The following is a 22967-nucleotide window of genomic DNA, read 5'->3' on the forward strand; positions in this document are numbered from 1 at the left end:
ACGACGATCGGGTCCATGCAGCTGACCACGACGCAGGCTCGTCGCATCGCTCTCGGCGCACAGGGCTTCACGCGTCCACGCCCCGGTCTCGGCGGCGAGGTCGCCTCGCGGCACCTCAATCGGGTCGTCGAGCGTCTCGGCTTCTTCCAGATCGACTCGGTCAACGTGCTGGTCCGCGCCCACTACATGCCGTTGTTCTCGCGCCTCGGTCCCTATGACCGTGAGCTCCTGCACCGGGCTGCGTCGCGCCGCCCGCGGCGCCTGTTCGAGTACTGGGCGCACGAGGCAGCGCTCGTCGACGTCAACCTGTGGCAGGCGTTCCAGTTCCGCATGGAGTCCGGGGCCCGCATGTGGGGCAACATGGCGCGGATCATCCGCGAGAAGCCCGAGTTCGTGGCCTGGGTGCTCGAGGAGGTGCGCGCCAAGGGCCCGTTGACGGCTCGCGAGATCGAGCACGACGCGCCGCGTGACAAGGACAACTGGGGCTGGAACTGGTCCGAGGTCAAGATGGCGCTGGAGTACCTCTTCTACAAGGGACAGGTCACCGCCGCGCGGCGCAACTCCGCGTTCGAGCGGGTCTACGACCTGCCCGAGCGGGTCATCCCGCAGGCACAGCTCGACGCCGAGCCCCTCGACAGCCGGCAGGCCCATCGGCTGCTCGTCAGCCATGCCGCTCAGGCGTTGGGCGTCGGCACGGCGCAGTGCCTGCGCGACTACTTCCGCATGGCGCCCGAGCCGACCAAGGTGGCGATCGACGACCTGGTCGCGACCGGCGAGCTCGTGCCGGCCACGATCGCGGGTTGGAAGCGCCCGGCCTACCTGCATCGCGACGCCGTGCGCCCCCGCAAGGTTGCGGCCCGGGCGCTGCTGAGTCCGTTCGATCCGCTCGTGTTCGAGCGCACCCGCACCGAGCAGCTGTTCGAGTTCCGCTATCGCATCGAGATCTACGTCCCCGCCGAGAAGCGGATGCACGGCTACTACGTCTTGCCGTTCCTGCTCGGCGACCGGCTCGTCGCTCGAGTCGACCTCAAGGCCGATCGGCAGGCGGGCGCGCTCGTGGTCCACGGGGCCTGGGCCGAGTCGCACGCACCCGACGAGGCCGCCGACGAGCTGGCCGCGGAGCTGCGGCTCATGGCCGGCTGGCTCGGCCTCGCGACCGTCACACCTCCGGCCAAGGGCGATCTGGCCGGGGAACTCACGCGGTCGCTTGCTCGTCACCTAGACTGAACAGGCTCTCAACTCTTTCTGCAGGAAGTACATTCGTGCCCAAGGTCATCGACAAGATCCTTCGCATGGGCGAAGGCAAGATCCTCAAGCAGCTCCAGGCGGTCGCCAAGCAGGTCAACGCCCTCGAGGACGAGTTCCACGCCATGAGCGATGACGAGCTCCGTGGCATGACCGAGGAGTTCCGGACCCGCCTCGCAGAGGGTTCGACGCTCGACGACCTCATGCCCGAGGCGTTCGCGACCGTCCGTGAGGCGGCACAGCGCGTGCTCGGTCAGCGGCACTTCGACGTCCAGATCATGGGCGGTGCGGCGCTGCACCTCGGCAACATCGCCGAGATGAAGACCGGCGAGGGCAAGACCCTGGTCTCGACCCTGCCGGCCTACCTCAACGCACTCAGCGGCAAGGGCGTGCACGTCGTCACGGTCAACGACTACCTCGCGAAGTACCACGCCGAGTGGATGGGCCGCGTGCACCACTTCCTCGGCCTGAGCGTCGGCATGATCCTGCCGTCCATGACGCCCAACGAGCGTCGTGAGGCCTACGCCGCCGACATCACCTACGGCACCAACAACGAGTTCGGCTTCGACTACCTGCGCGACAACATGGCCGACGACATCGCCGACTGCGTCCAGCGCGGTCACAACTTCGCCGTCGTCGACGAGGTCGACTCGATCCTCATCGACGAGGCCCGCACCCCGCTGATCATCTCGGGCCCCACCGAGGAAGAGGTCAAGTGGTACGCGGAGTTCGCCAAGATCGTCGGCGCCATGACCATTGACGAGCACTACGAGGTCGACGAGAAGAAGCGCACCATCGCCGTCACCGAGGAGGGCATCGACCGGGTCGAGGACCAGCTCGGCATCGACAATCTCTATGACGCGGTCAACACCCCGCTGATCAGCTTCCTCAACAACGCCATCAAGGCCAAGGAGCTGTTCAAGAACGACAAGGACTACGTCGTCATGGAGGGCGAGGTCCTGATCGTCGACGAGCACACCGGTCGCATCCTCGACGGACGCCGCTACAACGAGGGCCTGCACCAGGCGATCGAGGCCAAGGAGGGCGTGCGCATCCGCGAGGAGTACCAGACCCTCGCCACGATCACGCTGCAGAACTACTTCCGGCTCTACGACAAGCTCAGCGGCATGACCGGCACGGCGCTCACCGAGGCCTCGGAGTTCGACAAGATCTACAAGCTCGGCGTCGTCCCGATCCCCACCAACCGTGAGGTCGCCCGCGTCGACCAGCCCGACCTCGTCTACCGCACCGAGCAGGCCAAGTTCGACGCCGTCGTCGAGGACATCGTCGAGCGGCACTCCAACGGCCAGCCGATCCTGGTCGGTACGACCAGCGTCGAGAAGAGCGAGCGGCTCTCCAAGCAGCTCAAGAAGCGGGGGGTCCCGCACGAGGTGCTCAACGCCAAGCAGCACGACCGCGAGGCCGCGATCGTCGCGATGGCCGGCCACAAGGGCGCCGTCACGGTCGCCACCAACATGGCGGGGCGCGGCACCGACATCATGCTCGGCGGCAGCGTCGAGTTCCTCGCGGACCAGGCACTGCGCAAGAAGGGTCTCGACCCGCTCGAGGACTCCGAAGCGTACGAGGCCGCATGGCCCCAGACCCTCAAGGCGATGGAGGAGCAGGTCGCAGCCGAGCACGACGAGGTCGCGTCGGTCGGCGGCCTGGCCGTGATCGGCACCGAGCGCCACGAGTCGCGCCGCATCGACAACCAGCTGCGTGGTCGCTCCGGCCGTCAGGGCGACCCGGGCGAGACCCGCTTCTACCTGTCGCTCGAGGACGACCTGATGCGCCTGTTCAAGGCCGACTGGGTCAACTGGGTCCTGCAGACCATGAAGATCCCCGACGACGTGCCGATCGAGAACAAGCGCGTCACGGGCGCCATCGCCTCGGCGCAGGCTCAGGTCGAGGCGCAGAACTTCGACACCCGCAAGAACATCCTCAAGTACGACGACGTCATGAGCCGCCAGCGTGAGGTCATCTACGCCGAACGCCGTCGCGTGCTCGAGGGCGAGGACATGCACGAGTGGGTCACCTCGATGATCAGCGAGGTCACCGGCGCCTACGTCCATGGCGCCACCGAGGGATTCCCCGAGGAGTGGGAGCTCGATCAGCTGTGGACCGCACTCGGCACGCTCTACCCGATCGGCGTGACCGTCGACGGCGTCGAGGCCGAGGTCGGTGGCCGTGAGGGTCTGTCCCGCGAGTACCTCCAGGAAGCGATCTCCGAGGACGCCTTGGCGGCCTATGGCAGGCGTGAGGAGGAGCTCGGCTCGGAGGTCATGCGCGAGCTCGAGCGCCGGGTCGTCCTGAGTGTCCTCGACCGCAAGTGGCGCGAGCACCTCTACGAGATGGACTACCTGCGCGAGGGCATCGGCCTGCGGGCGTACTCACAGCGCGATCCGCTCGTGGAGTACCAGCGCGAGGGTTTCGACCTGTTCAACGCCATGATGGAAGGCATCGCCGAGGAGTCCGTCGGGTTCTTGTTCAACCTGGACGTCCAGGTCGAGCAGGCCGCCGAGGCGGAGCCGCAGTTGACCGCCAAGGGACTGACCGCGGACAAGAAGCCGCAGGCGCTGTCCTACTCCGCGCCGAGCGAGGACGGTATCGCCGAGGTTCACGGGGACACCGCCGAGGAGGACACGCCGGAGACCGAGGCGCGTCGCCAGGCCAACGCCAAGAACAAGGCACGCCAGAAGGCCAAGCAGCAGCGGAAGTCGCGCAAGAACAACCGCTGAGTACGCGCTGAGCCTGACGTTTCTGCACCGCCGCCGCGGCGTGTCGCTGCAGAAACGTCAGGCTCAGCGCGTTCAGGCCCACGTCAACGCTGTGCACTTCCAGACCTGGTCGCCGCGGTGGGTGGTCTGCAGCTCGAGGCGCACCGCGAGCGCCCTCGAGCGGCCGCGGTGCACCATGCGGCCGGCGATCTCGGCCGCGCCGTCGTGGACCATCGACACGTGGACCGAGGCGATACGGGCGCCGTGACCCGAACGGGCTCGCAAGGGCACCCGAGCGTGCGCTGACAGGCGGCTGGTCAGCTGGTCGTAGACGTCGGGCGCCATCCACGCAGCCATCTGCCGCGCGGCCCGCTCACCGGACAGGACCTCGACCAGCGCCTGCATGAACCGGGCGGCACGCTGGCGCATCGGCGCGGCGTCGCCACGCTCGACTGGCACCGGCAGGACCGGGCTCAGGCCGGGGAAGGGCAGCGGGATCTGGCCCGGAGCCGGTTCGACCGGTCCGGCGAACGACGGTTGCAGTGAGGGGACGAGCAGGGCGGTCGCGGTCTTCATGTGGGGTCCTTCCCGAGCGGCGGAACGAGGCGTTGCATGGGGAAGATCAGGTCGGGGTCGTCGCCGATGACGTCCCGGTTGGCGGCGTGCCACTGGGCGCAGGCTCGCGCGACCTCGGCGTCGGTGGGGTCGCCCGGCAACGAGCGGGCGGCGATCGCCCAGAGCGTGTCACCGGGACGTACGACGACGGGGGAGGAGCTCACCTGAGGAGCCGGGCGGTCGACCGTGGCCGTGCCGAGTGGCCGGTCCGGGAGCCGGAGGCCGGTGAGGTCGTGCTGGGGCCGGCTCGGTGCGCCGCCACGGTCGGCATGCACGGGTCCCAGCGCCAAGGCGCCGACGGTCCCGGCGAACAGGGCGCGGCGCAGCAGGCGAGGAGTGACCGCCCGCAGGAGAGGCGCCGGCGCCCGCACGAGCGACAGTGCCGCGACGAGCAGCACCCAGCTCGACAGTGCCAGCTGCACGACGCAGCCGAGGGCGAGCAGCGCCTCCGGAAAGCTGTCTCCGCGCAGGGCCCTGACGGTCGCGTCGGCGCCGGGCGCCAGCAGCCCCACGCTCGCGACGGCGAGCGTCGTGACCACCCACCCAGCCCGAGACAGCATCCGACCCCCCGATCGATGTGTTGGATGACGTTTGAGTACGTTTGAGTACAGACAAGACCGTTTGGCAGCGACTGTCAACACCTGTGCGCAGGGGTGTGCACACTGTCGTGCGGGTGCACGGCTGGGATAGCGTTCCGACATGCGGTGGGAGCGGCTGTTCGAGGATCTCGAGGCGCAAGCGCAGGAGCTCGAGCTCGACGAGCGCGATGCGCTGGTCGAGGAGCTCCGCGACGGTGACTGGGCCGAGACGTCGTGGCGGGACCTGGTCGGGGGGCGGGTCGTGCTCGCCGTACGCGGGGCCGACCGCGTCGAGGGTGAGGTGACGCTCGTCAACCCGCGGCTGGTGCACCTGCGCGGCGACGCGATGGATCACATCGTGAGCGCCGCCGCGGTGATGGCCGTGCACGAGACCGAGCGACGGGCCGACACCAGCACCGCAGTCGGGGAGGCCATGGGCTGGGGCCACGTCTTCCGGGCTCTGCGCGAGGCAGGGGAGGACATCCGCGTACGACTGGTCGACGGGACCGTGCGCGACGGCTCGGTGGTCGTCGCGGGCCGCGACTTCGTGCGCCTGCGCGCCGGGTCAGGGCGCGATCAGGTGGTGCCGTTCGCCGCGATCGCGGTGGTCAGCGGTCGGACGTGACGTCGTCTGTCGGCGCGTGGGCCTCGTCCGGGATCTCGGCGCGAGCGTACTGCCGGGCGATGTAGTCCTCGAGCTGGTCGTTCTCGATGCGCCACTGACCTCTGCCGCCGATCTGGATGCCGCGCAGGTCGCCGGAGCGGACGAGCGCATAGACCTGGCGCACCGTGACGTTGAGGATCTCTGCGACGTCGGCCAGCGTGAGGAACCGCGGGCTGGTGGGTGGCATGGCTTCAGTTTCCCACGACGCGGTGTCAGAGTCGCCTTGGCCCACGTGCCGCTGTGGACAACTCGACCCCGGTATGGACGAATGCAGGCGGAGTCTGTACAACCGAGGCATGACGAACTGGCGGGGGCCTGGGGAATCAGGCAGGACGGCGGCGCAACGACTGCACATCCGAGCGTGGCGGGACCCACGGCTCCTCCTCGGGCTGTTGCTCGTGCTCGGAGCGACGATCCTCGGCGCTCGTCTGGCTGCCGCCAGCGACGACACGGTGGAGTACTGGTCCGTCAGGGCTGCCGTCGCGCCGGGCGACGCGGTGAGTCCAGACGCGCTCCAGGCCACGCGCGTACGCCTGTCGTCCGCGACCAAGGGCAACTACCTGCGCACGGACGAGGAGTTCGCCGCTCCGCTCGAGGAGCTCGTCTGGGCCCACGGAGTGCCGGCGGGATCCTTGGTCGACAAGAGCTCACTCGTACGCCGGTCGGCCACGTCGCGCAGCCAGCTGCCGCTCAGCGTCGCCGAAGGAGCAGCTCCGGCCGACCTCGACCGCGGTGACCTGGTCGACGTGTGGGTCGGTCCGGGCCCCGGCGACGAGCCGGCCGGCAAGGCCAGGCTGGTGCTCGAGTCCGTGCGCGTCATCGAGTCGGGCGACGATGCGGCGGCGCGGGCCGGCTCGCTGGCACAGACGGTGCTGGTGGACGTCGACAAGACGCAGCTGCGCGGATCAATCGTCAGCACCGTGGCGGCGGGGCACGTGACGCTCGTCAGGGTCTCCTGATGGACGTCGTCCTCGCTGCGGGCGGTGCTCCGTGGGAGGCGGCGGCGATCCGGGAGATCGAGGGCTCGCCCGCCCTCCGCCTCGTACGCCGTTGCGTCGACGTCGCCGACCTGCTGGCCGTCGCCGACACCGACCTGGCCGTCGCCGCGCTGGTCACGGCGGACCTGCAGGGCCTCGACGCGGACGCGGTCTATCGGCTCGAGCACGCCGGCATACGCGTCGCGGCGGTCGAGGCCGACGAGGGCCGGTGCCGGGCGCTGGGCATCGAGCGTCTGGTCCGGCTCGGCTCGCTGGACGTCGTGGCGCGCGACGCCCCAGCCCCTCGGCACGCACCCCAGGACCGACGTGCCCCGATGATCGCGGTCTGGGGCCCGGCCGGCGCGCCGGGCCGCAGCACGGTGGCGCTGGGGCTCGCGTCGGCAGCGGCCGCACAAGGCGTCGACACGGCGCTGGTCGACGCCGACACCTATGGCGGCTCGCTGGGGCAGATGCTCTCGGTGCTCGACGACGTGAGCGGCCTCGTGGCCGCGTGCCGCGCGGCCAACACCGGCCGGGCGACCGAGGTGGCCGACCACCTCCTGGAGGTCGACGACCGCCTCCGCCTGCTCACGGGTCTCCCGCGAGCCGACATGTGGCCGCAGGTGCGCACGGGAGCGTTCGAGCTCGTCCTGTCCCGGCTGCGGTCGGTCGCCGACCTGCTGGTCGTCGACTGCGGGTTCTCCCTCGAGCCGGGCACCGGGCCGTCGGCCAACCGCAACCAGTCGACCCTGCAGGTCCTCGACCAGGCCGAGGTGATCGTGGCGGTCGGCCGGCCTGATCCCGTGGGACTGGCCCGGCTCGTGCGTGGGCTCCACGACCTCGCCGAGGCCGTCCCGGGCCGGGTGCCGACGCTGGTCGTCAACATGACGCGTACGTCATTGGGCTGGCGGGAGCGCGAGGTCGACGCGACGTTGCGACGCCTCACCGGGATCGTGCCGGCGGCCTACCTGCCGTTCGACCAGTCGGGTCTCGACCTCGCTGCGGTCAGCGGGCGAACGCCGCGCGAGGTGGCGCCGTCGTCGCCGTTCGTGACCCGGATCGAGGTGCTGGCCCGCACGCTCGTGTCACAGGTCGGAACACCCGCCCGCCTCGCGCCTGCGATCCCATGACCCGGTGGTAACTTCTCTGCAGGACGTCCCTGAGGAGAGTCATGCAACGGTTGAGCCCGCTGGATGCGATGTTCCTGCAGCAGGACAGCCCGACGGTGCCCCGCCAGATCGCGTCGCTGGCGATCCTGGAACCCGGTGAGCACCCCCTCGACTACGACCGCCTGATCCACGTCATCAACGAGCGCATCGACCTCGTACCGCGCTACCGCCAGGTCCCGCGCACCGTCCCGGCGTCGCTGGGCACGCCGGTGTGGCTCGACGACGAGAACTTCGACATCTCGTTGCACGTACGCCGCTCGGCGCTGCCCCGACCCGGCACCGCCGCCGCGCTGCACGAGCTCGTCGGACGCCTCATCGCCAGGCGGCTCGACCTCGACCGTCCGCTGTGGGAGCTCTACCTCATCGAAGGGCTGTCCGAAGGCCGCGTCGCGCTGCTGTTCAAGGCCCACCAAGCCCTGGTCGACGGCTCCGAGACGGTCGACCTCGCGCAGGTCCTGCTGGAGGAGACCGCGCACGACCGTGACATCCCCTACGAGGAGTGGAACCCGCGGCCGGAGCCCAACGCCGCCGAGCTCGTCGTCGGCACGCTCAACCGCAACCTCCGCCACCCCGGCGAGGCCTTGCGGGTCGCTGAGCTCAACCTCGGCCGGATCGCCCGGCGGCTCCCGGTCGTCGGCGTCGACGGCCAGCCGCCCCACAGCGTCCTGTCGACCGAGCTCTCGCGACATCGGCGATTCGCCTCGCTGGCCGCCAAGCTCGACGACTTCCGGCGCGTACGCGAGGAGCACGGCGGCACGGTCAACGACGTCATCCTCGCGGTGATCGCCGGTGGCATCCGCGGCTGGATGCTGACCAGAGCCGAGCCCGTGACGGCCAAGACCAGCTTCCGCGCGATGGTGCCGATGTCGGTCGTCGCCGAGGACGGTCTGCCTACCTCGCTGGGCTCCAAGGTGCGCGGGCACCTGCTGTCGCTGCCGGTCGGCGAGTCCAACCCCGTCGTGCGCCTGCACCAGGTGTCGTACGCGCTCAAGGACCACCGCGAGACCGGATCCGCAGTCGCGGCCAACAAGCTGGCCAACCTGCCGGGCTTCGCCACGTCGACGTTCCACGCTGTCGGCGCTCGGGTCGCGGACGCCGAAGCGGGCCGCGGGCACCAGATCGTCATCACCAACGTGCCCGGCCCGCAGGATCCCGTCTACATGGCGGGGGAGGCGGTCAGCGAGGTCTATCCCTGCATCCCGCTGAGCGGTCGCCGGGCGGTCTCGATCGGGGTGACGTCCTACAACAGCAAGGTGTTCTTCGGCATCGTCGCCGATCGCGAGGCCGTGCCGGACGTCGACGTGCTGGCGCAGTGCATCGAGGACGCGCTGCTCGAGCTCGTCGAGTCCGTCGAGGGACGGCGGACCCGGGCACCTCGCGGACGCCAGCGGCCGGCCAAGTCATGAGGGTCTATCTCGCGGTCGGACCCGACGACCTGAACGCCCTGGCCGGCGGCGCGTCGATCAGCGCGCCGGCGTTCCTCGCTGCCTCGGAGGACGAAGAGGACGAGCTCGCCGCACTCGAGGAAGCGGCGGAGAACGGCGCTGCGGTCGCCGCAGCCGAGCTCGACGACCCCGACGGCCCGGTCACGCTCGACGACGTGGTGTCGTTCCACCTCGATGTGGACGGCACGGGCGACCTCGCGTGGTACGCCACCCAAGAGATCGACGCCGTGCTCAGCACCCTCGCGGGGCCGGACACGGCGTCGTAGCGACCTCTCCTAGAGCTTGGTCTGCCCGTACTCGACCTCTTCGCGCAGCGAGGACCGGATCGCCTTGGCGACCTCGGGCTCGATCTTCTTGCCGATGAACGGGATCGACACCTTGACGTCGCCGTCGAGGCTGAAGGAGGTGGCGGAGCCGTCGGCGACGAGCTTGGCCTTGCCGGTCATCTCGGCGGGCTGTCCGATAATGCTGACCTTGACGTCGGCGGTGCGGTTGCCGCTCGCATCGGGGCCACTCCAGACCTCGGTCTGCTTGACCTTGACGGTGCTGCCGGTCAGCTTCTTGACGAAGTCGGGCAGGTCGGCGTCCTGCGTACGGATGACCGTGACGGTCGCGCCGTCGCCGGACTCCTCGACCGTGACCTCGTACTCGTGGGCGCCCTGGTTGGCGCACGACTCGGTGCGGAAGGCCTGGTCCGTGATCAGTCCGTAGACCGTCGCCACGTCAGCGCCCTCGTAGCTGAAGGACTCGGTGAGCTTCATTCGGTCACCGCCTGGGGGGCGCCGGTGCCGATGCCCTTGAGCTCGGCCAGCCGGGCCTCGACCTCGGCGTCGGTCGAGGACGCTTCGAGCTCGTCCCACGGGTCGGCGGTCGCGGCGTTGAGCTCAGCCTGTCCGGCGACCTGGGCCTCGGAGCGGCGCACCTTGTCCTCGAACCGGCCCAGCTCGCTGGTGGGGTCGAGCACGTCGATCGACTTGACTGCGTCCTGGACCTTGGCCTGAGCCTCGGCGGTCTTGGCGCGGGCGACGAGCTGGTCGCGCTTGGTCTGGAGCTCGCCCAGCTTGGCCTTCATGCCGATGAGCCCGGTCTTGAGCTTCTCGACGGTCTCGTTCTGCGAGGCGATCATCGGTGCGGCCTGCTTGGCCTCGGTCTCGAACCCGATCTGCTTGGACAGTGCGATCTTGGCGAGCTGGTCGAACTTGTCGGCCTCGGCCGCCTGCCCGGACGCTCGCAGGGAATCGGCCTTCTGCGACGCTGCGAGTGCCTTCTGGCCCCACTCCTTGACCGCCGCGACGTCCTCGGCGTGGTCAGCCTCGGCGAGCCGCAGGTTGCCGATCGTCTGCGCCACGGCGTCCTCGGCCTCGGCGATCGAGTTGGTGTAGTCACGCACGAGCTGGTCCAACATCTTCTCCGGGTCCTCGGCCTTGTCGAGGAGGGCGTTGATGTTGGCGCGCGTCAGCTGGCCGATGCGCCCCAGGATGGTCTGTTTCTGAGCCATGGTCATCACTCTCTGTCAGATGCTGCCTGTGGGGTGCGACGATCGGGCACAGGGTTGCCGCACACGTTGATCTTGCTGCATCGAGGTGGTCGAGACAACCGGATCAGGCGCCAGGCGCCGCTCAGACCGCGGTTCCGGGCTCTCGCCGTGTGCCGCGGAAGATCCACAGCCGCATGAGCACGAAGCGCATCACGGTCACGAACAGGTTGGCCCCGGTCAGCAGGACGACCTCGACGAGCGGATGCCCGTCGCCCCGCACGGCACGCATGGTCCACAGCGCTCCGCTCGTGACGCCGAGGCCGCACGCGAAGACCAGCAGCCCTTGGAGCTGGTGCCGGAGTGCGCCTTCGGGGCCCCGGAAGCCGAACGTGAAACGCCGGTTCGCCGCGGTGTTGGCGACCGCGGTGGCGGCCAGCGCGAGGGCGTTCGCCTCCTGAGCGCCGAGCCGGCCGCGCAGCGCGACGTACAGCACCCCGTACGCGAGGGTCGACAGGATCCCGACCAGGGCGAACACGACCATCTGGGCGCTCAGGCGGCCGCCAGCGCTGCGTGCGGTCGTACGCCCGAGGGCGCCGGCGACGTCTGCCAGCGGTACGCGTCCGCGCAGGAGCGCCCAGCCGAGCCGGCCCATGCCTCGCAGGTCGGCTGCGGCGGTGCGGACGATGTCGACGCGGCTGTCGGGGTCGTCGATCCAGTCGACCGGCACCTCGTGGATCCGCAGGCCGGCCCGCTCGGCCACGATCAGCAGCTCGGTGTCGAAGAACCACTCGTCGTCCTCGATCAGAGGCAGCAGGTGCTCGGCCACGTCGCGTCGGATCGCCTTGAACCCGCACTGCGCGTCGGAGAACCGCGCTCGCAACGCCCCGCGGAGCATCACGTTGTACGTCCGCGAGATCAGCTCGCGCTTGGGTCCCCGGGTCGTCCGCGCGGTGCGGGCCAGCCGGGAGCCGATCGCGAGGTCGGAGTGTCCCGACAGCAGGGGCGCGACGAGCGGCAGCAGGGCGTTGAGGTCGGTCGACAGGTCGACGTCCATGTAGACCAGCACGGCGGCATCCGACTGCGACCAGGCGTGCTTGAGGGCGCGCCCGCGTCCCTTCTGCGCCAGCGACAGCACCGCAACGTCCGGGTGGCGGTGCGCGAGCTGATGGGCCAGCAGGCCCGTCGCGTCGGTGCTCGCGTTGTCGGCGATCGTCACCCTCGACGCGTACGGCAACGTCTGCAGGTGCTTGCGGATGGTCTCGACCGACTGCACCAACGTCCGCTCCTCGTTGTGGACGGGAATCACGATGTCGAGGACGGTCGTGCCGACCGGTGTGTGCTCGGCGTACGTCGTTGCGGCGGTCATCACTGGATGCCTGCCGAGAGGTCGTAGATCGTGACACCGTCGACAGTCTTGGCGGTGAAGTTCTCCGACACCCAGCTCGTGATCTCCGAGCTGGAGCTGCCGCCGGCGTTCATCCCGCCGCCGCCGCTGGCGATGAAGTAGTGGATCTCGCCGTCCGCGACGTACTGCTTGAACCGTGCGAGCGTCGGGCTCGGGTCCGAGCCGTTGAACCCGCCGACCGCCATGACCGGCAGCTCGGTCGCCAGCTGGTAGCCCGATGCGGTGTTGGAGCCGATTGCCGCGGCGACCCAGGTGTAGGAGCTGGCGTCGGTCGCCAGCAGGGCGTTGATCGCGGTGGTCGACGTCGAGCCGTTGAGCAGACCACCGGCGCCGCCTCCGGCCCGGCCCGTGGTGCCGCCGGGGGCCTGCCGGGTGCCGTTCTGGGTCGGGGGCCGGCCCAGCTGACCGCCGCGGCCGCCTCCGGGTCCGCCGCCCATGCCGCCGCCGGTGCTCGGGCCCGCAGACGGGATCGAGCCGGTGTGCGGCGTGGACGCGGTGTCGACCGCGTACGCGGCAGGTCCGGCGAGCATCGTGATGACCGCGGCTGCACCGACGGCGAGCATGATCCGGCTGGACAGCAGCCGGTGGAGCACGATCATGAGCGCGGCGCCGACTCCGACGACCACCACGGCGTACTTGAGCCACGGTACGAATCCACCAGCCCGGCCGAGCAGGACGAAGCTCATCGAGGCGGTCAGCGCGAGGATGAACGCGGCGCCGAGGGCCGCGACGATCGACTCGCGGTGCTCCCACAGGATGCTGGCGCCGATGCCGAGGAGCGCGGCGATCGCGGGTGCCAGCGCCACGGTGTAATAGGCGTGGAAGATGCCGGCCATGAGGCTGAACGTCAGCCCGGTCACGAGCAGCCAGCCACCCCACACGATGAGTCCGCTGACCTGGCGGTCCGTACGCCCGGCCTTGCGACGGAACCACACGCCGAGCGCCAGGCTCGCGAGCGCTGCGGGGAGCAGCCAGGCGATCTGCCCGCCGATCTCGGAGTTGAACAGCCGGAACACTCCGGTCGCGCCCCAGTTGCCACCGCCGGCGTTGCCGCCACCGCCACCGACTGAGCCGACCTCGTTGCCGTTGAGCCGGCCGAAGCCGTTGTAGCCGAGCGTCAGCTCGAGGATCGAGTTGTTCTGCGAGCCGCCGATGTAGGGCCGGCTCGATGCGGGCCACAGCTCGACGATCGCGATCCACCACCCGGCAGCGACGATCATCGACCCGAACGCGATCAGCAGGTGGCCGAGGCGCTTGCCGATCGACGGCTTCGCGGCGATGAGGTAGACGGCCGCCAGCGGAGGCAGGACCAGGAACGCCTGCAGCATCTTGGTGAGGAAGGCGAAGCCGACCAGGGTGCCGCCCAGCACGAGCCAGCGGACGGCACGTTCAGGCGACTCGATCGCGCGGATCGTGGCGTGGACCGCAGCGATGAGGAGCAGCGTCAGCAGAGCGTCGGGATTGTTGAACCGGAACATCAGCACGGCGACCGGTGTCAGCGCGAGCGCCGCGCCGGCGAGCAGCCCGGCCCAGGCGTTGTGGGTCGTACGCCTGACCGTCGCGTACAGGAGGCCGACCGAGCCGACGCCCATCAGCGCCTGCGGGACGAGCATGCTCCACGACGACAGCCCGAAGATGCGGACCGACAGCGACATCGGCCAGAGCGACATCGGGGTCTTGTCGACCGTGATCGAGTTCGAGGCGTCGGAGGACCCGAAGAAGAATGCCTTCCACGACGCCGAGCCGGCCTGTACGGCGGCGGAGTAGAAGGAGTTCGCCCACCCGGACGCGCCGAGTCCCCACAGGTAGAGGAGCGCGGTCGCGAGCAGCAGACCCAGCAGCGCCGGGCGTACGAACGGCGAGTCGTCGGGCTTGCCACGCCAGAGGCGGGTCGTCCAGCGCGGGGCGGCGGGCGTTCGGTCAGGGGCGGGCGCCACGATGCGGCGCTCGGCCGCCGGCGGGATGAGGGTCGTCTGGTTCATGCCACCACGGTGCGAGACCCGACTGGCACGACCGTGTGGTCAGTCTGTGCCGGCTCTGTGAGGCGTTGGCGGTTTACCAAGAGGTCAGGGCAGACAGCCACTCCGCAGGGCGCGTGCGCCGTGAGGAGTGGCAGGTTGCCGTGAGGAGTGGTGAAGCTTGCCCTGACCTCTTGGTAAACCGCGGCAGCCGTCAGTCGCGGGGCAGGGTGAGGGTGAACGTCGTGTCGCCCGGTGTGCTCTCGACCGTTGCGGTGCCGTGGTGAGCGTGCATGATCGCCCGTACGAGCGACATGCCGAGGCCGGCGCCGCCCGAGGCCCGGGTGCGGGACGAGTCGCCGCGCACGAAGCGCTCGAAGATCGTCGGTGCGAGTGACGGGTCGATGCCCGGGCCGTCGTCGTGCACCTCGACCAGCACGGCGCCGTCGACCCGCAGGCGTACGTCCACGGTCGTCCTCGGCGGGGTGTGGCGGCTGGCGTTGGTCAGCAGGTTCGTGACGGCCTGGTGGAGTCGTTGCTCGTCCCCGGTCACCGTGACGGGTTCGTCCGGCACGTCGAACGTCCACTGCCGCTCGGGGTCGACGACGCGTGCGTCATCGACTGCCTCGACAACGAGCCGGGTCAGGTCGACCGGGCGGCGGTCGACCTCGCGCCCGGCGTCGAGGCGAGCCAGCAGCAGCATGTCCTCGACGAGTGTCGACATACGGCCGGCCTCCGACTCGACCTTGGCCAGGATCTGGTCGGGGTCGTCGCGGCCCGTGCGCCGGCTCAGCTCGGCATAGCCCTTGATCGTCGACAGGGGAGTGCGGAGCTCGTGGGACGCGTCGGCAAGGAACTGGCGCACCTGCTGCTCGCTTTCGTGCCGGGCGTCCAGCGCCTCCTCGACGTGGCCCAGCAGCTGGTTGAGTGCGCCGCCGACCTGCCCGACCTCGGTGTCCGGGTCGGTGAGCTCGGCCGGCACGCGCACGGTCTCGCCGATCTCGCCCGACGACAGCGGCATCGCGATGACCTCGTGTGCCGTGGCGGCGACCTCGCGGAGCGGCCGGAGCTGCCGGCGTACGATCACGCGGCCAGCGACGCCCGCGGCGGCGATCGCACCAAGTGCCAGCAGCGCCTCCCACCGGATCAGGCTGGCGATGGTCTCCTCGACGTCTTCACGGGGCAGCCCGACGACGTACGTGGACCCGTCCGGCCCCTGCTGGGCGAGGACGCGGTACGAGCCGTACTTCGGCAGGTGGACGTTGTGCGCCTCGTCGTCGGGAGCGACGCCTGCCAGGAGGTCGCGTGCGGCGGTCGAGATCTGGGGCAGCCCGCCGCTGGCGGTGATGATCGATCCCGGTTTGCCGGGAATCACGATGATGAGCCCGACGTCCTGGCCTCGGCCGGCGTCAGGACGGCGATCGTCGGGATCGCCGTCGGCGCGCGGCAGGTTGGGGGCGTGCTGCGCCCGACCCATGGAGTCCTTCAGCTTCTCGTCCAGACGATCGGTGAGGTAGCGGTTCATCACCACGGTGACCGCGCCGGCGACCAGGAGGCTCGCGACAGCGACGAGGGCGACCACCGTCACGACGAGGCGGCCGGTCAGCGAGGAGGGGAGAAGCTTGCGCACGGGACCTACTCTGCAGGCTTCAGGACGTAGCCGGCGCCGCGCTTGGTGTGGATCATCGGCTCGTGGCCGGCGTCGACCTTCTTGCGCAGGTACGAGATGTAGAGCTCGACGACGTTGGCCTGGCCGCCGAAGTCGTAGTCCCAGACGCGATCCAGGATCTGGGCCTTGGACAGGACACGGCGTGGGTTGCGCATCAGGAACCGCAGCAGCTCGAACTCCGTCGCGGTCAGCTCGATCTCGCGATCGCCGCGCACGACGTCGCGGCTGTCCTCGTCGAGGCTGAGGTCGCCGACCGTGATGACCGAGTTGGGGCGCGCGTCCATCGCACCGGCGCGCCGCATCAGCCCGCGCAGGCGCGCGACGACCTCCTCGAGACTGAACGGCTTGGTGACGTAGTCGTCGCCTCCGGCGGTGAGCCCGGCGACCCGGTCCTCGACTGAGTCGCGCGCGGTCAGGAAGAGCACCGGGATGTCGGGGGACTGGGCCCGTACCTTGCGCAGGACCTCCATGCCGTCGTAGTCGGGCAGCATCATGTCGAGCACGATCGCGTCAGGGACGAACTCCTTGGCGGCGGCCACCGCCTTGCGCCCGGTGTGCGCCATCTGGATGTCCCAGCCCTCGTAGCGGAGGGCCATCTGCAGCAGCTCGGCGATGTTGATCTCGTCATCGACCACGAGGACGCGCAGGGGTGTCCCATCAGCCCGGGTCAGTGTGGAAGCCATGAGCTCAGTGTGGATCGCCCAGGCCCGGAGCGCGTGAGAACAGCCTGTGAGCAACCTGTGAGTGGCGTGGCCGCGATTGCACCCAGCCGGTGATGGGCGGGCACACAGGGTCGTGACAGGTCAGCCGCGCATCGTCATGGTCATGAACGACACCGCTGACGACAGCTCTGCCCAGCCCACCTCGTGGTCGACCCGTACGCTCGTGGCCGCCGCGATCAGCGCAGTCGTGCTCGGCCTGGGCGCGGGCGCCGCGCTCGGCGCCGCCGGCAGCGCCTCCGATGGTGGCATGGGAGGTGGCCCAGGAGGCCGTCCCGGGATGCAGCGCGGCCAGGTGCCGCCCGGGGGTGGACCAGGAATGCCGCCACCCGCCACGCAGGGCAACGCCACCAACTCCTGACGGCGGTCACTACGCTGTGCCCATGACGCGGCTGACCCGATCGCAGGTGCAGGACCGCAATCGCGAGACCGTGCTCGAGGTCGCCCGCGGCGCGTTCCTCAGGGACGGCTACGTCGCGACGTCGCTGGCGTCCGTCGCCAAGGAGGCCGGCTTCACGACCGGCATCGTCTACTCCAGCTTCGGCAGCAAGGCCGACCTCGCGCTGAGCGTGCTCGAACGCCTGCAGGCCGAGCAGATCGGCGCCCTCGGCGACCAGGTCGGTGGGGCGTCCGGTGACGTCCTCGACCGCGTGCGGCAGTGGGCCGCCGAGGCGATGTCGTCCGGATGGGTGCGGCTCGAGCTCGAGCTGCTCCTCGACACCATGAACGATCCACGGCTGGCGGCCGCCCAGACGAGGCGGCAGACGGCGTCGATCCAGCAGGCTGTGGCCGTCGTACGCTCGCTCGTGCCACCGGACTCGATGGACGACGAGACCATCGAGGTGCTCGCCGAGGCAGCGGTCGACTATGCCATCGGCCTGGCGATGCGGCAGTCGGTCAACCCCGACGCGACGCCCGACCGCTTCCTGCGGCTCATCGAGCCGCTGGTCGCGGCCATCACGCCCTAGGGATAGTGGCGGGTCTTGCCGTCGGCAGTTCCGCACTCGCCACCGGCCACCCCGGCGGGGAAGTCGTACTTCTCGAGCACTGCGCAGTCGGGCAGCGTCTGCCCGCCCCACACCTCGCGCCACCCGCCGGCGACCTTGGCCCAGAGCGCGGCATTGCCGCCGCACTGCGGGATGAAGATGCCGCCGGCCGCCCAGCCCCGGGTGTCGACCTTGCCGACGTGGATCTCCGCCTTCTCGGTGCAGACCTTGTCCTTCGTGGCCTGCTGGCGCTGCAGGTCCGCGGCGATGAACGCCTTGAAGTCCTCGGGTGCACCGGTCAGCTTCGCCACGTCACCAGCGCGTGCCACCGTGATCTCGTCGTCGCCGTAGTCGATCAGCGTCGAGGCCTTCGTGGGTTGCGTCGGCGTCGGGGTGGTGGTCGGAGCCGGCGTCGGGGTGGCCGTCGTGGTCGGTTCGGTGGTCGGCGCGGACGACGTCGTGGGATCGTCCGCGCCCTGGGGCTCGTCGGAGCCACCGCACCCCGCGGTGAGCAACAGGATCGCGATGGCCGCCGGCAGAGTCCGTCTCATGCCGACCAGTATCACCGAGCCCGATGCGTCCGGTAGTCAACGACTTGCTGGAACGTGGGACGGTTCTGCCAGTCGATCGGCCGGACCTCCACGACGCCTCCGGTGGTCGGCCGGATGTAGTCGAGCGACTTGTCGTACGTCAGCTGGCTCGGGCTGGTGACCCCCTGCGCCGACTCGGCCCGCTGGACGGCGTTGAGCAACGACGTCCGCAACGTCGTCCGGCACGTCGTGAGCGAGCCGCAGAGCCGGTAGGCGTACGGGCTCTGGACCGTCGAACCGGCCAGCTGGCGCAGCTCCTTGTCGAGGTAGCCGTACCAGGGTGAGCCGAGCCACGACGAGCCCTGTCCCGTACGCGGGTGGTCGTCGAGTGGCTGGGGGAGTGATTTGGCGAGCACCGAGCCGAGGCCCGGCGTGGCGAAGTCGTACGCGAGGGACTTGTCGCCGTCCTCCCACCAGGTGTCGAAGATCCGGATCGCGGCCTGGTGGGCGTACGTGCCGTCGCGGTCGTAGTCGACCCGGTGCGCGCCGGCGGCCAGCCACGCTGACAGGAGCTTGCGCGCCTCCGCGGTCCTGGGATCGTCGCCGAGCACCTTGAGCAGCCCGGGCAGCAGCGACTTGGCCCGTACGTCCTCGGTCGCGGCATCCTCGACGATGCCGGCCAGCTGGGCTCGGCTGACCTTGCCTGCGGCGATCGCGGCGGAGGCCCGCCGGCTGAGCGCCTCGGAGCGGTGCACCGAGCCATCGGACCACTTGTCGTCGGCCGCCGCGAAGTCACGCGCCGGCTTGTTGTTCCAGCTCGCGAGGTAGCCGGTCGACGGGTTGATCTGCTGGGGATGCTTCGCGGCGCTGAGCCAGCCTGTCGGGTCGTATGCCTTGCCGGCCCACCGCGGCAGGTCGGTGTCGGTGCCTGCTGCACGTACGGGCAGGCGGCCGGACGAGAAGTAGGCGATGTCGCGGTTGTCGGCATAGAACCAGTTGAACGTGTAATCGATGCCGTTGGCTGCCTTCTTGAAGGTCGTGGCGTCCTTGACGTAGTCGGGGTTGTTGAACCGCGAGAAGCCCAGGATCGACGCAGCCTCCCGGCCGTACGTGCTGCGCTCGAGCACGACGGCGACCGGCACGCCCTTGACCGTCGTGCGGGTCTGCACGATGCCGTGGTTGGTGCGCCAGACCTGCATCTTGAGGGTCTTGGGCGCCGTGGGCGCCGAGATGTTGGGGATCACCGTCTCCTTGTGCTCGTCGTACTGCATCGGCACGCATGCGCCGCCGTCCTTGCGGTACGACGTCGAGCTGACCGTCGGCGCGCTGCCGTCTGCGTTGCAGAGCTTCTCGATCACGGTGTCGATGTTGTCGCTGCCCGAGCTGGTCGCCGACCAGGCGTAGTCGAGGCCGTGGCCGAGCTCGACGACGAGGTTGGTGCCGGCGAACGACACCCCGCGCGCGAACACGCCGGGACCCATCAGCACCTGCTCGTTGAGCAGCTGTGGGTTGTAGTAGCCGGTCTGTGGTCCGAAGACCACGAGCGGGTGCCCGGTCTTGGTCTTGTTGGCGCCGACGAGCAGCGCGTTGCTCATGCCGTTGGCGGCGAACAGGCTGCTGAGGTCGATCGTCCCCGACGGTGTCTCCATCTGGTTGGGCACGCCGGTCAGCCCGAGCTTGAGCGCGTCGAGCAGCGTCTCGATGGGACTGGTGCTGCCGGCGTCATCGCCGGACCCGGTGCCGTGGGCGCCGGTGAGATCGGGGATCGCCACGCCGGCCTGGTGGGGATTGAACGCCTTGTTGTCGTAGGGGAACGACAGCGTCGAGGTCGTCGGCGCCTCCTTGTCGTTCTTCTCGCGCAGGCTGGCGAACATCTTGTCGGCCTTGGTCGTGCCGAACTTCTCGACCAGCTCGCCGTAGTAGATGCTGTTGGCGTACTCCTGACCGCCGCCCTTGCCGAAGATGCCGCCGACGAGCGAGGCGACGTATGTCAGGTCGGCCCGGGTCCACGGCGTCGGCTTCTTCTGCAGGGCGAGGTATTCGGCCGGGCAGTTGAGCCCGGTCGGCAGGCCGAGAGGGCACATCTGGTTCTGGGCTGCGTTGATGCCGGCGAGGTAGGCATCGGCGCCGTCGAGCAGCCGCTGACCCTCGGCGCCGTTCTCGTCGGCGATGACCTGGAGCTGGTCCTGTGCTTCCTTGGGCGTGTAGTACGCCGAACGGACCTGCGCCCGGTCCATCGCGATGTTGCCCGGCGTGCCGCCGACGAACTCCGCGCCGCGGCCGGCGCCGAGGTGCCGCAGCGCGTCCATGAGGAACATCCGGTCCTGCGTGCCGGCGAACCCGGCGCCGAACATCGTGTCGGTGTAGGTCTTGCCGGTGATGTAGGGGACGCCGTACGCGTCACGCACGATCGTCACGCCCGCCTTGGGGGTCTCGGTGCTGACGACCTTCTCGGGGACGAAGCCGGCCTTCTTGTAGTCCTTGTCGATGACGGTGTCGGTGATCTGGGCCGGTGTGTGCTTCGCCAGGTCGTCGTACATCTCGAGCTGGTCGGCGTAGTTCTTCGGTGCGTTCTTGCCGTCGATGGCGGTCAGGCTCCCGCCGAGCAGCACCTGTGCGAGCTGGAGCGCGTTGACCGACCCGCGCTGGCCTGCAGGCACGATGTTGCGCACTGTGCCGTACGAGTCGGCGGTCGCGGGCGAGGGCGTTGAGGTCGCAGCGGAGGCGGGAATCGTCGCGGCTGCGCCGACGGCCAGGACGCTGAGGACGGTGACGGCAAGACGACGCACGTAGGTGCTCCTCTGACTCAGAAAAGTGTTGCAGGTCACAACGATCGAAGGTGACATGGAGTTACACATTCGCCCGTGAGCGCCCGCGCGCCCGCGCTGTCGCGAGCTCTAGGGTCGCCAGCGGTGGTTGCGGCGCCAGACGTCTCGGGGTTTGCGGATCTCGATGATGCCGTCGGGGGCTTGGCGGAATTGCCAGTGTTCGTCGTGGGCTTGGTGGTGGTGTCGGGAGCACATGAGTGCCCCGTCGTTGATGTTGGTGGTGGCGCCGTGGGCCCAGTCGCCTTGCCAGTGGTGGCCTTCGCACCATCCGGGTGGTGCTTCGCATCCGGGGGTGATGCAGCCGAGGTCGCGGTTGGCGATCGCGATGCGTTGGGCGGGGGTGAACAGCCTCTTGGCGCGGCCCATGTCCAACGGCAACGCTTGGCCGTCGAAGACCATGGGCAGGATGGCGTGGTTGCAGGCCAGCCGTCGTAGTTCGCTGGAGCTGATCCTGGTGCCGGTGGTCAACGTGGCGGCGCCGACCTTGTTCTTCAGGTCGGCCAGGTCGATGTTGACCGTGATCACTGCTGGGGTTCCGCCGGTGGTGGGGACCTTGTCGGTGGGCAACCTCTCGATGAGGTGCGCGAACGCGCGACCCATCCGCTGCGAATACGTCAGATCGTCCTGGTCGCGTTGTTGTTCGGGGGTGAGGTGGCGACGGCGGGGTGCGGCGATCGCGTCGAGCGCGGATTTGAGCATCTCGCCGTGCAGCGCTGGGAGGCGTCCGCCGAATCGCCAGGTGCCGTCCTTGTCGTCGACCAACCACGCCTCGGTCCGTGCCCACGCCTTCTTCTCCCGCAACCTCAGCGCTTCGTCCTCATCAACTTTGGCGTCTGCCGGTGCTCTGAACGCGTCACTGATGCGCAGCGCGCGTTGGCGCAGGTCCTTGATCGGAAACCGTTTCGCATCAGCAATCAGCGACTTCTCACACGCCGCCCGCTGATCTGCGGTCACGTCGTCGGGGAGGTCGGCCATCGTCCCGGCGATGACGGCGGCCTGGGTCTCGGCCAGCTCACCAGCCGCAAGCGCGTCCTCGGTCCGGGGCGCCGCCGACAGGGCTTTGGCGACCCGGACGGATCGGTCGGCTTCCCACTTGTCACGCCCGAACCCGCGCGCCAGGACTTCGCCGGTGCGGGTCTTGTCACCCAGCCCGGCATCCAGAGCGCGTACGGCTGCGAGCTCCTGGGCGGTGATGCGGGCTTTGAGCCGTCGCAACCGCTCGACCGCGTGACGTCGCATCGCCGGGTCAAGTGAGGCGTATGCCTCGACCGGCATGTCATCCAAGATGGCATCGAGCGCGTCCAGGCAGCCCACCAGCGGTGGCGGTGCTGGGACGAGCTCGGCGACCATGATCCCCCGATCAGTAGAACGTATGTTCGACTGATTCCAATCTAGACCACGGCTCGGACACTGTCCATGGCCGCCGAAAGGGCTGTGGGCAACCGGCGCTCAGCGGCTGGTCACGCCGTCGATCGCCTCGCGAATCAGGTCGGCGTGGCCGTTGTGCCGGGCATACTCCTGGATCATGTGGATGTAGAGCATGCGCAGCGACATGTCCTCGCCGTGGCTGTCGAACGTCACGTCGAAGTCGAGCGCCTTGGCCGCCTCGTCCGCCTCGCGCTGCTCGTTGAGCAGCTCCGCCACGGCACGCTCGGCATCAGCAGGGTCGATGACCTTGAAGTCGGTGTCGTCGCGGGCCTCGAAGTTGTGCAGGTGCTCGATGTCCTGCTGTGCGAGTCGCTTGCGGAACCAGATGCGCTCGACCTTGGCCATGTGACGTACGAGCCCCAGCAACGTGATGCTCGTCGACGGGATGGGCCGCGACGCGAGCTGCTCGGCGGTCAGCCCGGCGCAGATGTTGAGCAGCGTGACGCGATGGTGCGCCAGCATCTCCTCGAGCAGCGGCCGGTCGGGACCGGTCATGGGGCCCTCGGGTGCGGGAGTCGGGGTCGGCACGGTCCAGGTCATACGAGCGATCGTGCCAT

At 69.5% G+C, this 22967-nt stretch carries 22 protein-coding genes; 9 read left to right on the forward strand and 13 right to left on the reverse strand.

Going from position 1 to position 22967, the window contains the following annotated elements:
* Positions 1-15 precede the first annotated feature (15 nt).
* Together ASC61_RS12835 and secA are read left to right on the forward strand one after the other, a co-directional pair.
* Positions 16-1227 carry a winged helix-turn-helix domain-containing protein gene (locus tag ASC61_RS12835; RefSeq protein WP_056212495.1) on the forward strand — a complete coding sequence of 404 codons (1212 nt, stop codon included), beginning with the start codon at positions 16-18 and terminating at the stop codon, positions 1225-1227.
* Positions 1228-1262: 35 nt separating this feature from the next.
* A complete protein-coding gene (gene secA, locus ASC61_RS12840) occupies positions 1263-3983 on the forward strand; it encodes a preprotein translocase subunit SecA (protein ID WP_056212497.1) in 2721 nt (906 codons plus the stop codon).
* Between the two features lie 72 nt (positions 3984-4055).
* Here the strand turns inward: secA and ASC61_RS12845 are convergent, their stop codons facing one another.
* Positions 4056-4538: an Rv3235 family protein gene (locus ASC61_RS12845; protein WP_056212499.1), complete on the reverse strand. Its 483-nt coding sequence runs from the start codon at positions 4536-4538 to the stop codon at positions 4056-4058.
* Positions 4535-5116, reverse strand: coding sequence for a LysM peptidoglycan-binding domain-containing protein (locus tag ASC61_RS12850; protein WP_056212501.1), 582 nt, complete (start codon positions 5114-5116; stop codon positions 4535-4537). Before ASC61_RS12850 ends, ASC61_RS12845 begins: the two co-directional genes overlap by 4 nt.
* Before the next feature lie 160 nt (positions 5117-5276).
* Between ASC61_RS12850 and ASC61_RS12855 the strand changes: the two genes are divergently transcribed.
* Complete coding sequence (locus tag ASC61_RS12855) at positions 5277-5780, forward strand: hypothetical protein (RefSeq protein ID WP_056212504.1); 504 nt, start codon at positions 5277-5279, stop codon at positions 5778-5780.
* Here ASC61_RS12855 and ASC61_RS12860 read toward each other — a convergent pair.
* Complete coding sequence (locus ASC61_RS12860) at positions 5764-6006, reverse strand: helix-turn-helix domain-containing protein (protein WP_056212506.1); 243 nt, start codon at positions 6004-6006, stop codon at positions 5764-5766. The two genes, ASC61_RS12855 and ASC61_RS12860, sit on opposite strands and share 17 nt — an antisense overlap.
* Before the next feature lie 109 nt (positions 6007-6115).
* Here ASC61_RS12860 and ASC61_RS12865 point away from each other — a divergent pair, with 109 nt between their 5' ends.
* Genes ASC61_RS12865 through ASC61_RS12880 form a run of 4 tightly spaced genes read left to right on the forward strand, consistent with a single transcriptional unit; the run spans position 6116 to position 9676 of the window.
* Positions 6116-6778 carry a hypothetical protein gene (locus tag ASC61_RS12865; protein WP_157439487.1) on the forward strand — a complete coding sequence of 221 codons (663 nt, stop codon included), beginning with the start codon at positions 6116-6118 and terminating at the stop codon, positions 6776-6778.
* The gene (locus ASC61_RS12870; protein ID WP_056212509.1) at positions 6778-7926 is read left to right on the forward strand and encodes an AAA family ATPase; all 1149 of its coding nucleotides are present in this window, start codon (positions 6778-6780) and stop codon (positions 7924-7926) included. Before ASC61_RS12865 ends, ASC61_RS12870 begins: the two co-directional genes overlap by 1 nt.
* 41 nt (positions 7927-7967) lie before the next feature.
* On the forward strand, positions 7968-9371 hold the full coding sequence (locus ASC61_RS12875; protein WP_082530655.1) for a WS/DGAT/MGAT family O-acyltransferase: 1404 nt from the start codon (positions 7968-7970) through the stop codon (positions 9369-9371).
* Positions 9368-9676 (forward strand): hypothetical protein, encoded by a 309-nt coding sequence (locus tag ASC61_RS12880; RefSeq protein WP_056212513.1) that lies wholly within the window; start codon positions 9368-9370, stop codon positions 9674-9676. The genes ASC61_RS12875 and ASC61_RS12880 overlap by 4 nt, the downstream gene beginning before the upstream one ends.
* A 9-nt stretch (positions 9677-9685) precedes the next feature.
* On the opposite strand, the gene ASC61_RS12885 is transcribed toward ASC61_RS12880, so the two are convergent.
* From ASC61_RS12885 to ASC61_RS12910, 6 genes are all read right to left on the reverse strand, one after another.
* The gene (locus tag ASC61_RS12885; RefSeq protein WP_056212515.1) at positions 9686-10171 is read right to left on the reverse strand and encodes a DUF2505 domain-containing protein; all 486 of its coding nucleotides are present in this window, start codon (positions 10169-10171) and stop codon (positions 9686-9688) included.
* Positions 10168-10908: a PspA/IM30 family protein gene (locus ASC61_RS12890; RefSeq protein ID WP_056215647.1), complete on the reverse strand. Its 741-nt coding sequence runs from the start codon at positions 10906-10908 to the stop codon at positions 10168-10170. The genes ASC61_RS12885 and ASC61_RS12890 overlap by 4 nt, the downstream gene beginning before the upstream one ends.
* Positions 10909-11029: 121 nt before the next feature.
* Positions 11030-12253, reverse strand: coding sequence for a glycosyltransferase (locus tag ASC61_RS12895; protein WP_056212517.1), 1224 nt, complete (start codon positions 12251-12253; stop codon positions 11030-11032).
* On the reverse strand, positions 12253-14274 hold the full coding sequence (locus tag ASC61_RS12900; RefSeq protein WP_056212519.1) for a glycosyltransferase family 39 protein: 2022 nt from the start codon (positions 14272-14274) through the stop codon (positions 12253-12255). The genes ASC61_RS12895 and ASC61_RS12900 overlap by 1 nt, the downstream gene beginning before the upstream one ends.
* A 190-nt stretch (positions 14275-14464) precedes the next feature.
* Complete coding sequence (locus tag ASC61_RS12905) at positions 14465-15880, reverse strand: sensor histidine kinase (RefSeq protein ID WP_056212521.1); 1416 nt, start codon at positions 15878-15880, stop codon at positions 14465-14467.
* A gap of 5 nt (positions 15881-15885) precedes the next feature.
* A complete protein-coding gene (locus ASC61_RS12910; protein ID WP_056212523.1) occupies positions 15886-16602 on the reverse strand; it encodes a response regulator transcription factor in 717 nt (238 codons plus the stop codon).
* Between the two features lie 142 nt (positions 16603-16744).
* Here ASC61_RS12910 and ASC61_RS19970 point away from each other — a divergent pair, with 142 nt between their 5' ends.
* Both ASC61_RS19970 and ASC61_RS12920 read left to right on the forward strand, forming a co-directional pair.
* Positions 16745-16999 carry a hypothetical protein gene (locus ASC61_RS19970; RefSeq protein ID WP_162243675.1) on the forward strand — a complete coding sequence of 85 codons (255 nt, stop codon included), beginning with the start codon at positions 16745-16747 and terminating at the stop codon, positions 16997-16999.
* A gap of 22 nt (positions 17000-17021) precedes the next feature.
* Positions 17022-17606 carry a TetR/AcrR family transcriptional regulator gene (locus ASC61_RS12920; protein WP_056212527.1) on the forward strand — a complete coding sequence of 195 codons (585 nt, stop codon included), beginning with the start codon at positions 17022-17024 and terminating at the stop codon, positions 17604-17606.
* On the opposite strand, the gene ASC61_RS20105 is transcribed toward ASC61_RS12920, so the two are convergent.
* From ASC61_RS20105 to ASC61_RS12940, 4 genes are all read right to left on the reverse strand, one after another.
* Positions 17603-18175: a hypothetical protein gene (locus ASC61_RS20105; protein ID WP_200935450.1), complete on the reverse strand. Its 573-nt coding sequence runs from the start codon at positions 18173-18175 to the stop codon at positions 17603-17605. The two genes, ASC61_RS12920 and ASC61_RS20105, sit on opposite strands and share 4 nt — an antisense overlap.
* Positions 18176-18186: 11 nt before the next feature.
* A complete protein-coding gene (locus ASC61_RS12930; protein WP_056212532.1) occupies positions 18187-20943 on the reverse strand; it encodes a penicillin acylase family protein in 2757 nt (918 codons plus the stop codon).
* Between the two features lie 108 nt (positions 20944-21051).
* Positions 21052-22332, reverse strand: coding sequence for an HNH endonuclease signature motif containing protein (locus ASC61_RS12935; protein ID WP_056212534.1), 1281 nt, complete (start codon positions 22330-22332; stop codon positions 21052-21054).
* Between the two features lie 99 nt (positions 22333-22431).
* On the reverse strand, positions 22432-22950 hold the full coding sequence (locus ASC61_RS12940) for a DinB family protein (protein WP_056212536.1): 519 nt from the start codon (positions 22948-22950) through the stop codon (positions 22432-22434).
* Between the last annotated feature and the right edge of the window lie 17 nt (positions 22951-22967).

This window comes from Aeromicrobium sp. Root344 (assembly GCF_001425755.1).
Classification (GTDB): Bacteria; Actinomycetota; Actinomycetes; order Propionibacteriales; family Nocardioidaceae; genus Aeromicrobium.

Coding starts and splice junctions, on each gene's coding strand:
- ASC61_RS12835 (WP_056212495.1), top strand. CDS start 16: ATGCAGCTGACCACGACGCAGGCTCGTCGCATCGCTCTCGGCGCACAG.
- ASC61_RS12845 (WP_056212499.1), bottom strand. CDS start 4,538: ATGAAGACCGCGACCGCCCTGCTCGTCCCCTCACTGCAACCGTCGTTC.
- ASC61_RS12855 (WP_056212504.1), top strand. CDS start 5,277: ATGCGGTGGGAGCGGCTGTTCGAGGATCTCGAGGCGCAAGCGCAGGAG.
- ASC61_RS12860 (WP_056212506.1), bottom strand. CDS start 6,006: ATGCCACCCACCAGCCCGCGGTTCCTCACGCTGGCCGACGTCGCAGAG.
- ASC61_RS12865 (WP_157439487.1), top strand. CDS start 6,116: ATGACGAACTGGCGGGGGCCTGGGGAATCAGGCAGGACGGCGGCGCAA.
- ASC61_RS12870 (WP_056212509.1), top strand. CDS start 6,778: ATGGACGTCGTCCTCGCTGCGGGCGGTGCTCCGTGGGAGGCGGCGGCG.
- ASC61_RS12875 (WP_082530655.1), top strand. CDS start 7,968: ATGCAACGGTTGAGCCCGCTGGATGCGATGTTCCTGCAGCAGGACAGC.
- ASC61_RS12880 (WP_056212513.1), top strand. CDS start 9,368: ATGAGGGTCTATCTCGCGGTCGGACCCGACGACCTGAACGCCCTGGCC.
- ASC61_RS12885 (WP_056212515.1), bottom strand. CDS start 10,171: ATGAAGCTCACCGAGTCCTTCAGCTACGAGGGCGCTGACGTGGCGACG.
- ASC61_RS12890 (WP_056215647.1), bottom strand. CDS start 10,908: ATGGCTCAGAAACAGACCATCCTGGGGCGCATCGGCCAGCTGACGCGC.
- ASC61_RS12895 (WP_056212517.1), bottom strand. CDS start 12,253: ATGACCGCCGCAACGACGTACGCCGAGCACACACCGGTCGGCACGACC.
- ASC61_RS12900 (WP_056212519.1), bottom strand. CDS start 14,274: ATGAACCAGACGACCCTCATCCCGCCGGCGGCCGAGCGCCGCATCGTG.
- ASC61_RS12910 (WP_056212523.1), bottom strand. CDS start 16,602: ATGGCTTCCACACTGACCCGGGCTGATGGGACACCCCTGCGCGTCCTC.
- ASC61_RS19970 (WP_162243675.1), top strand. CDS start 16,745: ATGAACGACACCGCTGACGACAGCTCTGCCCAGCCCACCTCGTGGTCG.
- ASC61_RS12920 (WP_056212527.1), top strand. CDS start 17,022: ATGACGCGGCTGACCCGATCGCAGGTGCAGGACCGCAATCGCGAGACC.
- ASC61_RS20105 (WP_200935450.1), bottom strand. CDS start 18,175: ATGAGACGGACTCTGCCGGCGGCCATCGCGATCCTGTTGCTCACCGCG.
- ASC61_RS12935 (WP_056212534.1), bottom strand. CDS start 22,332: ATGGTCGCCGAGCTCGTCCCAGCACCGCCACCGCTGGTGGGCTGCCTG.
- ASC61_RS12940 (WP_056212536.1), bottom strand. CDS start 22,950: ATGACCTGGACCGTGCCGACCCCGACTCCCGCACCCGAGGGCCCCATG.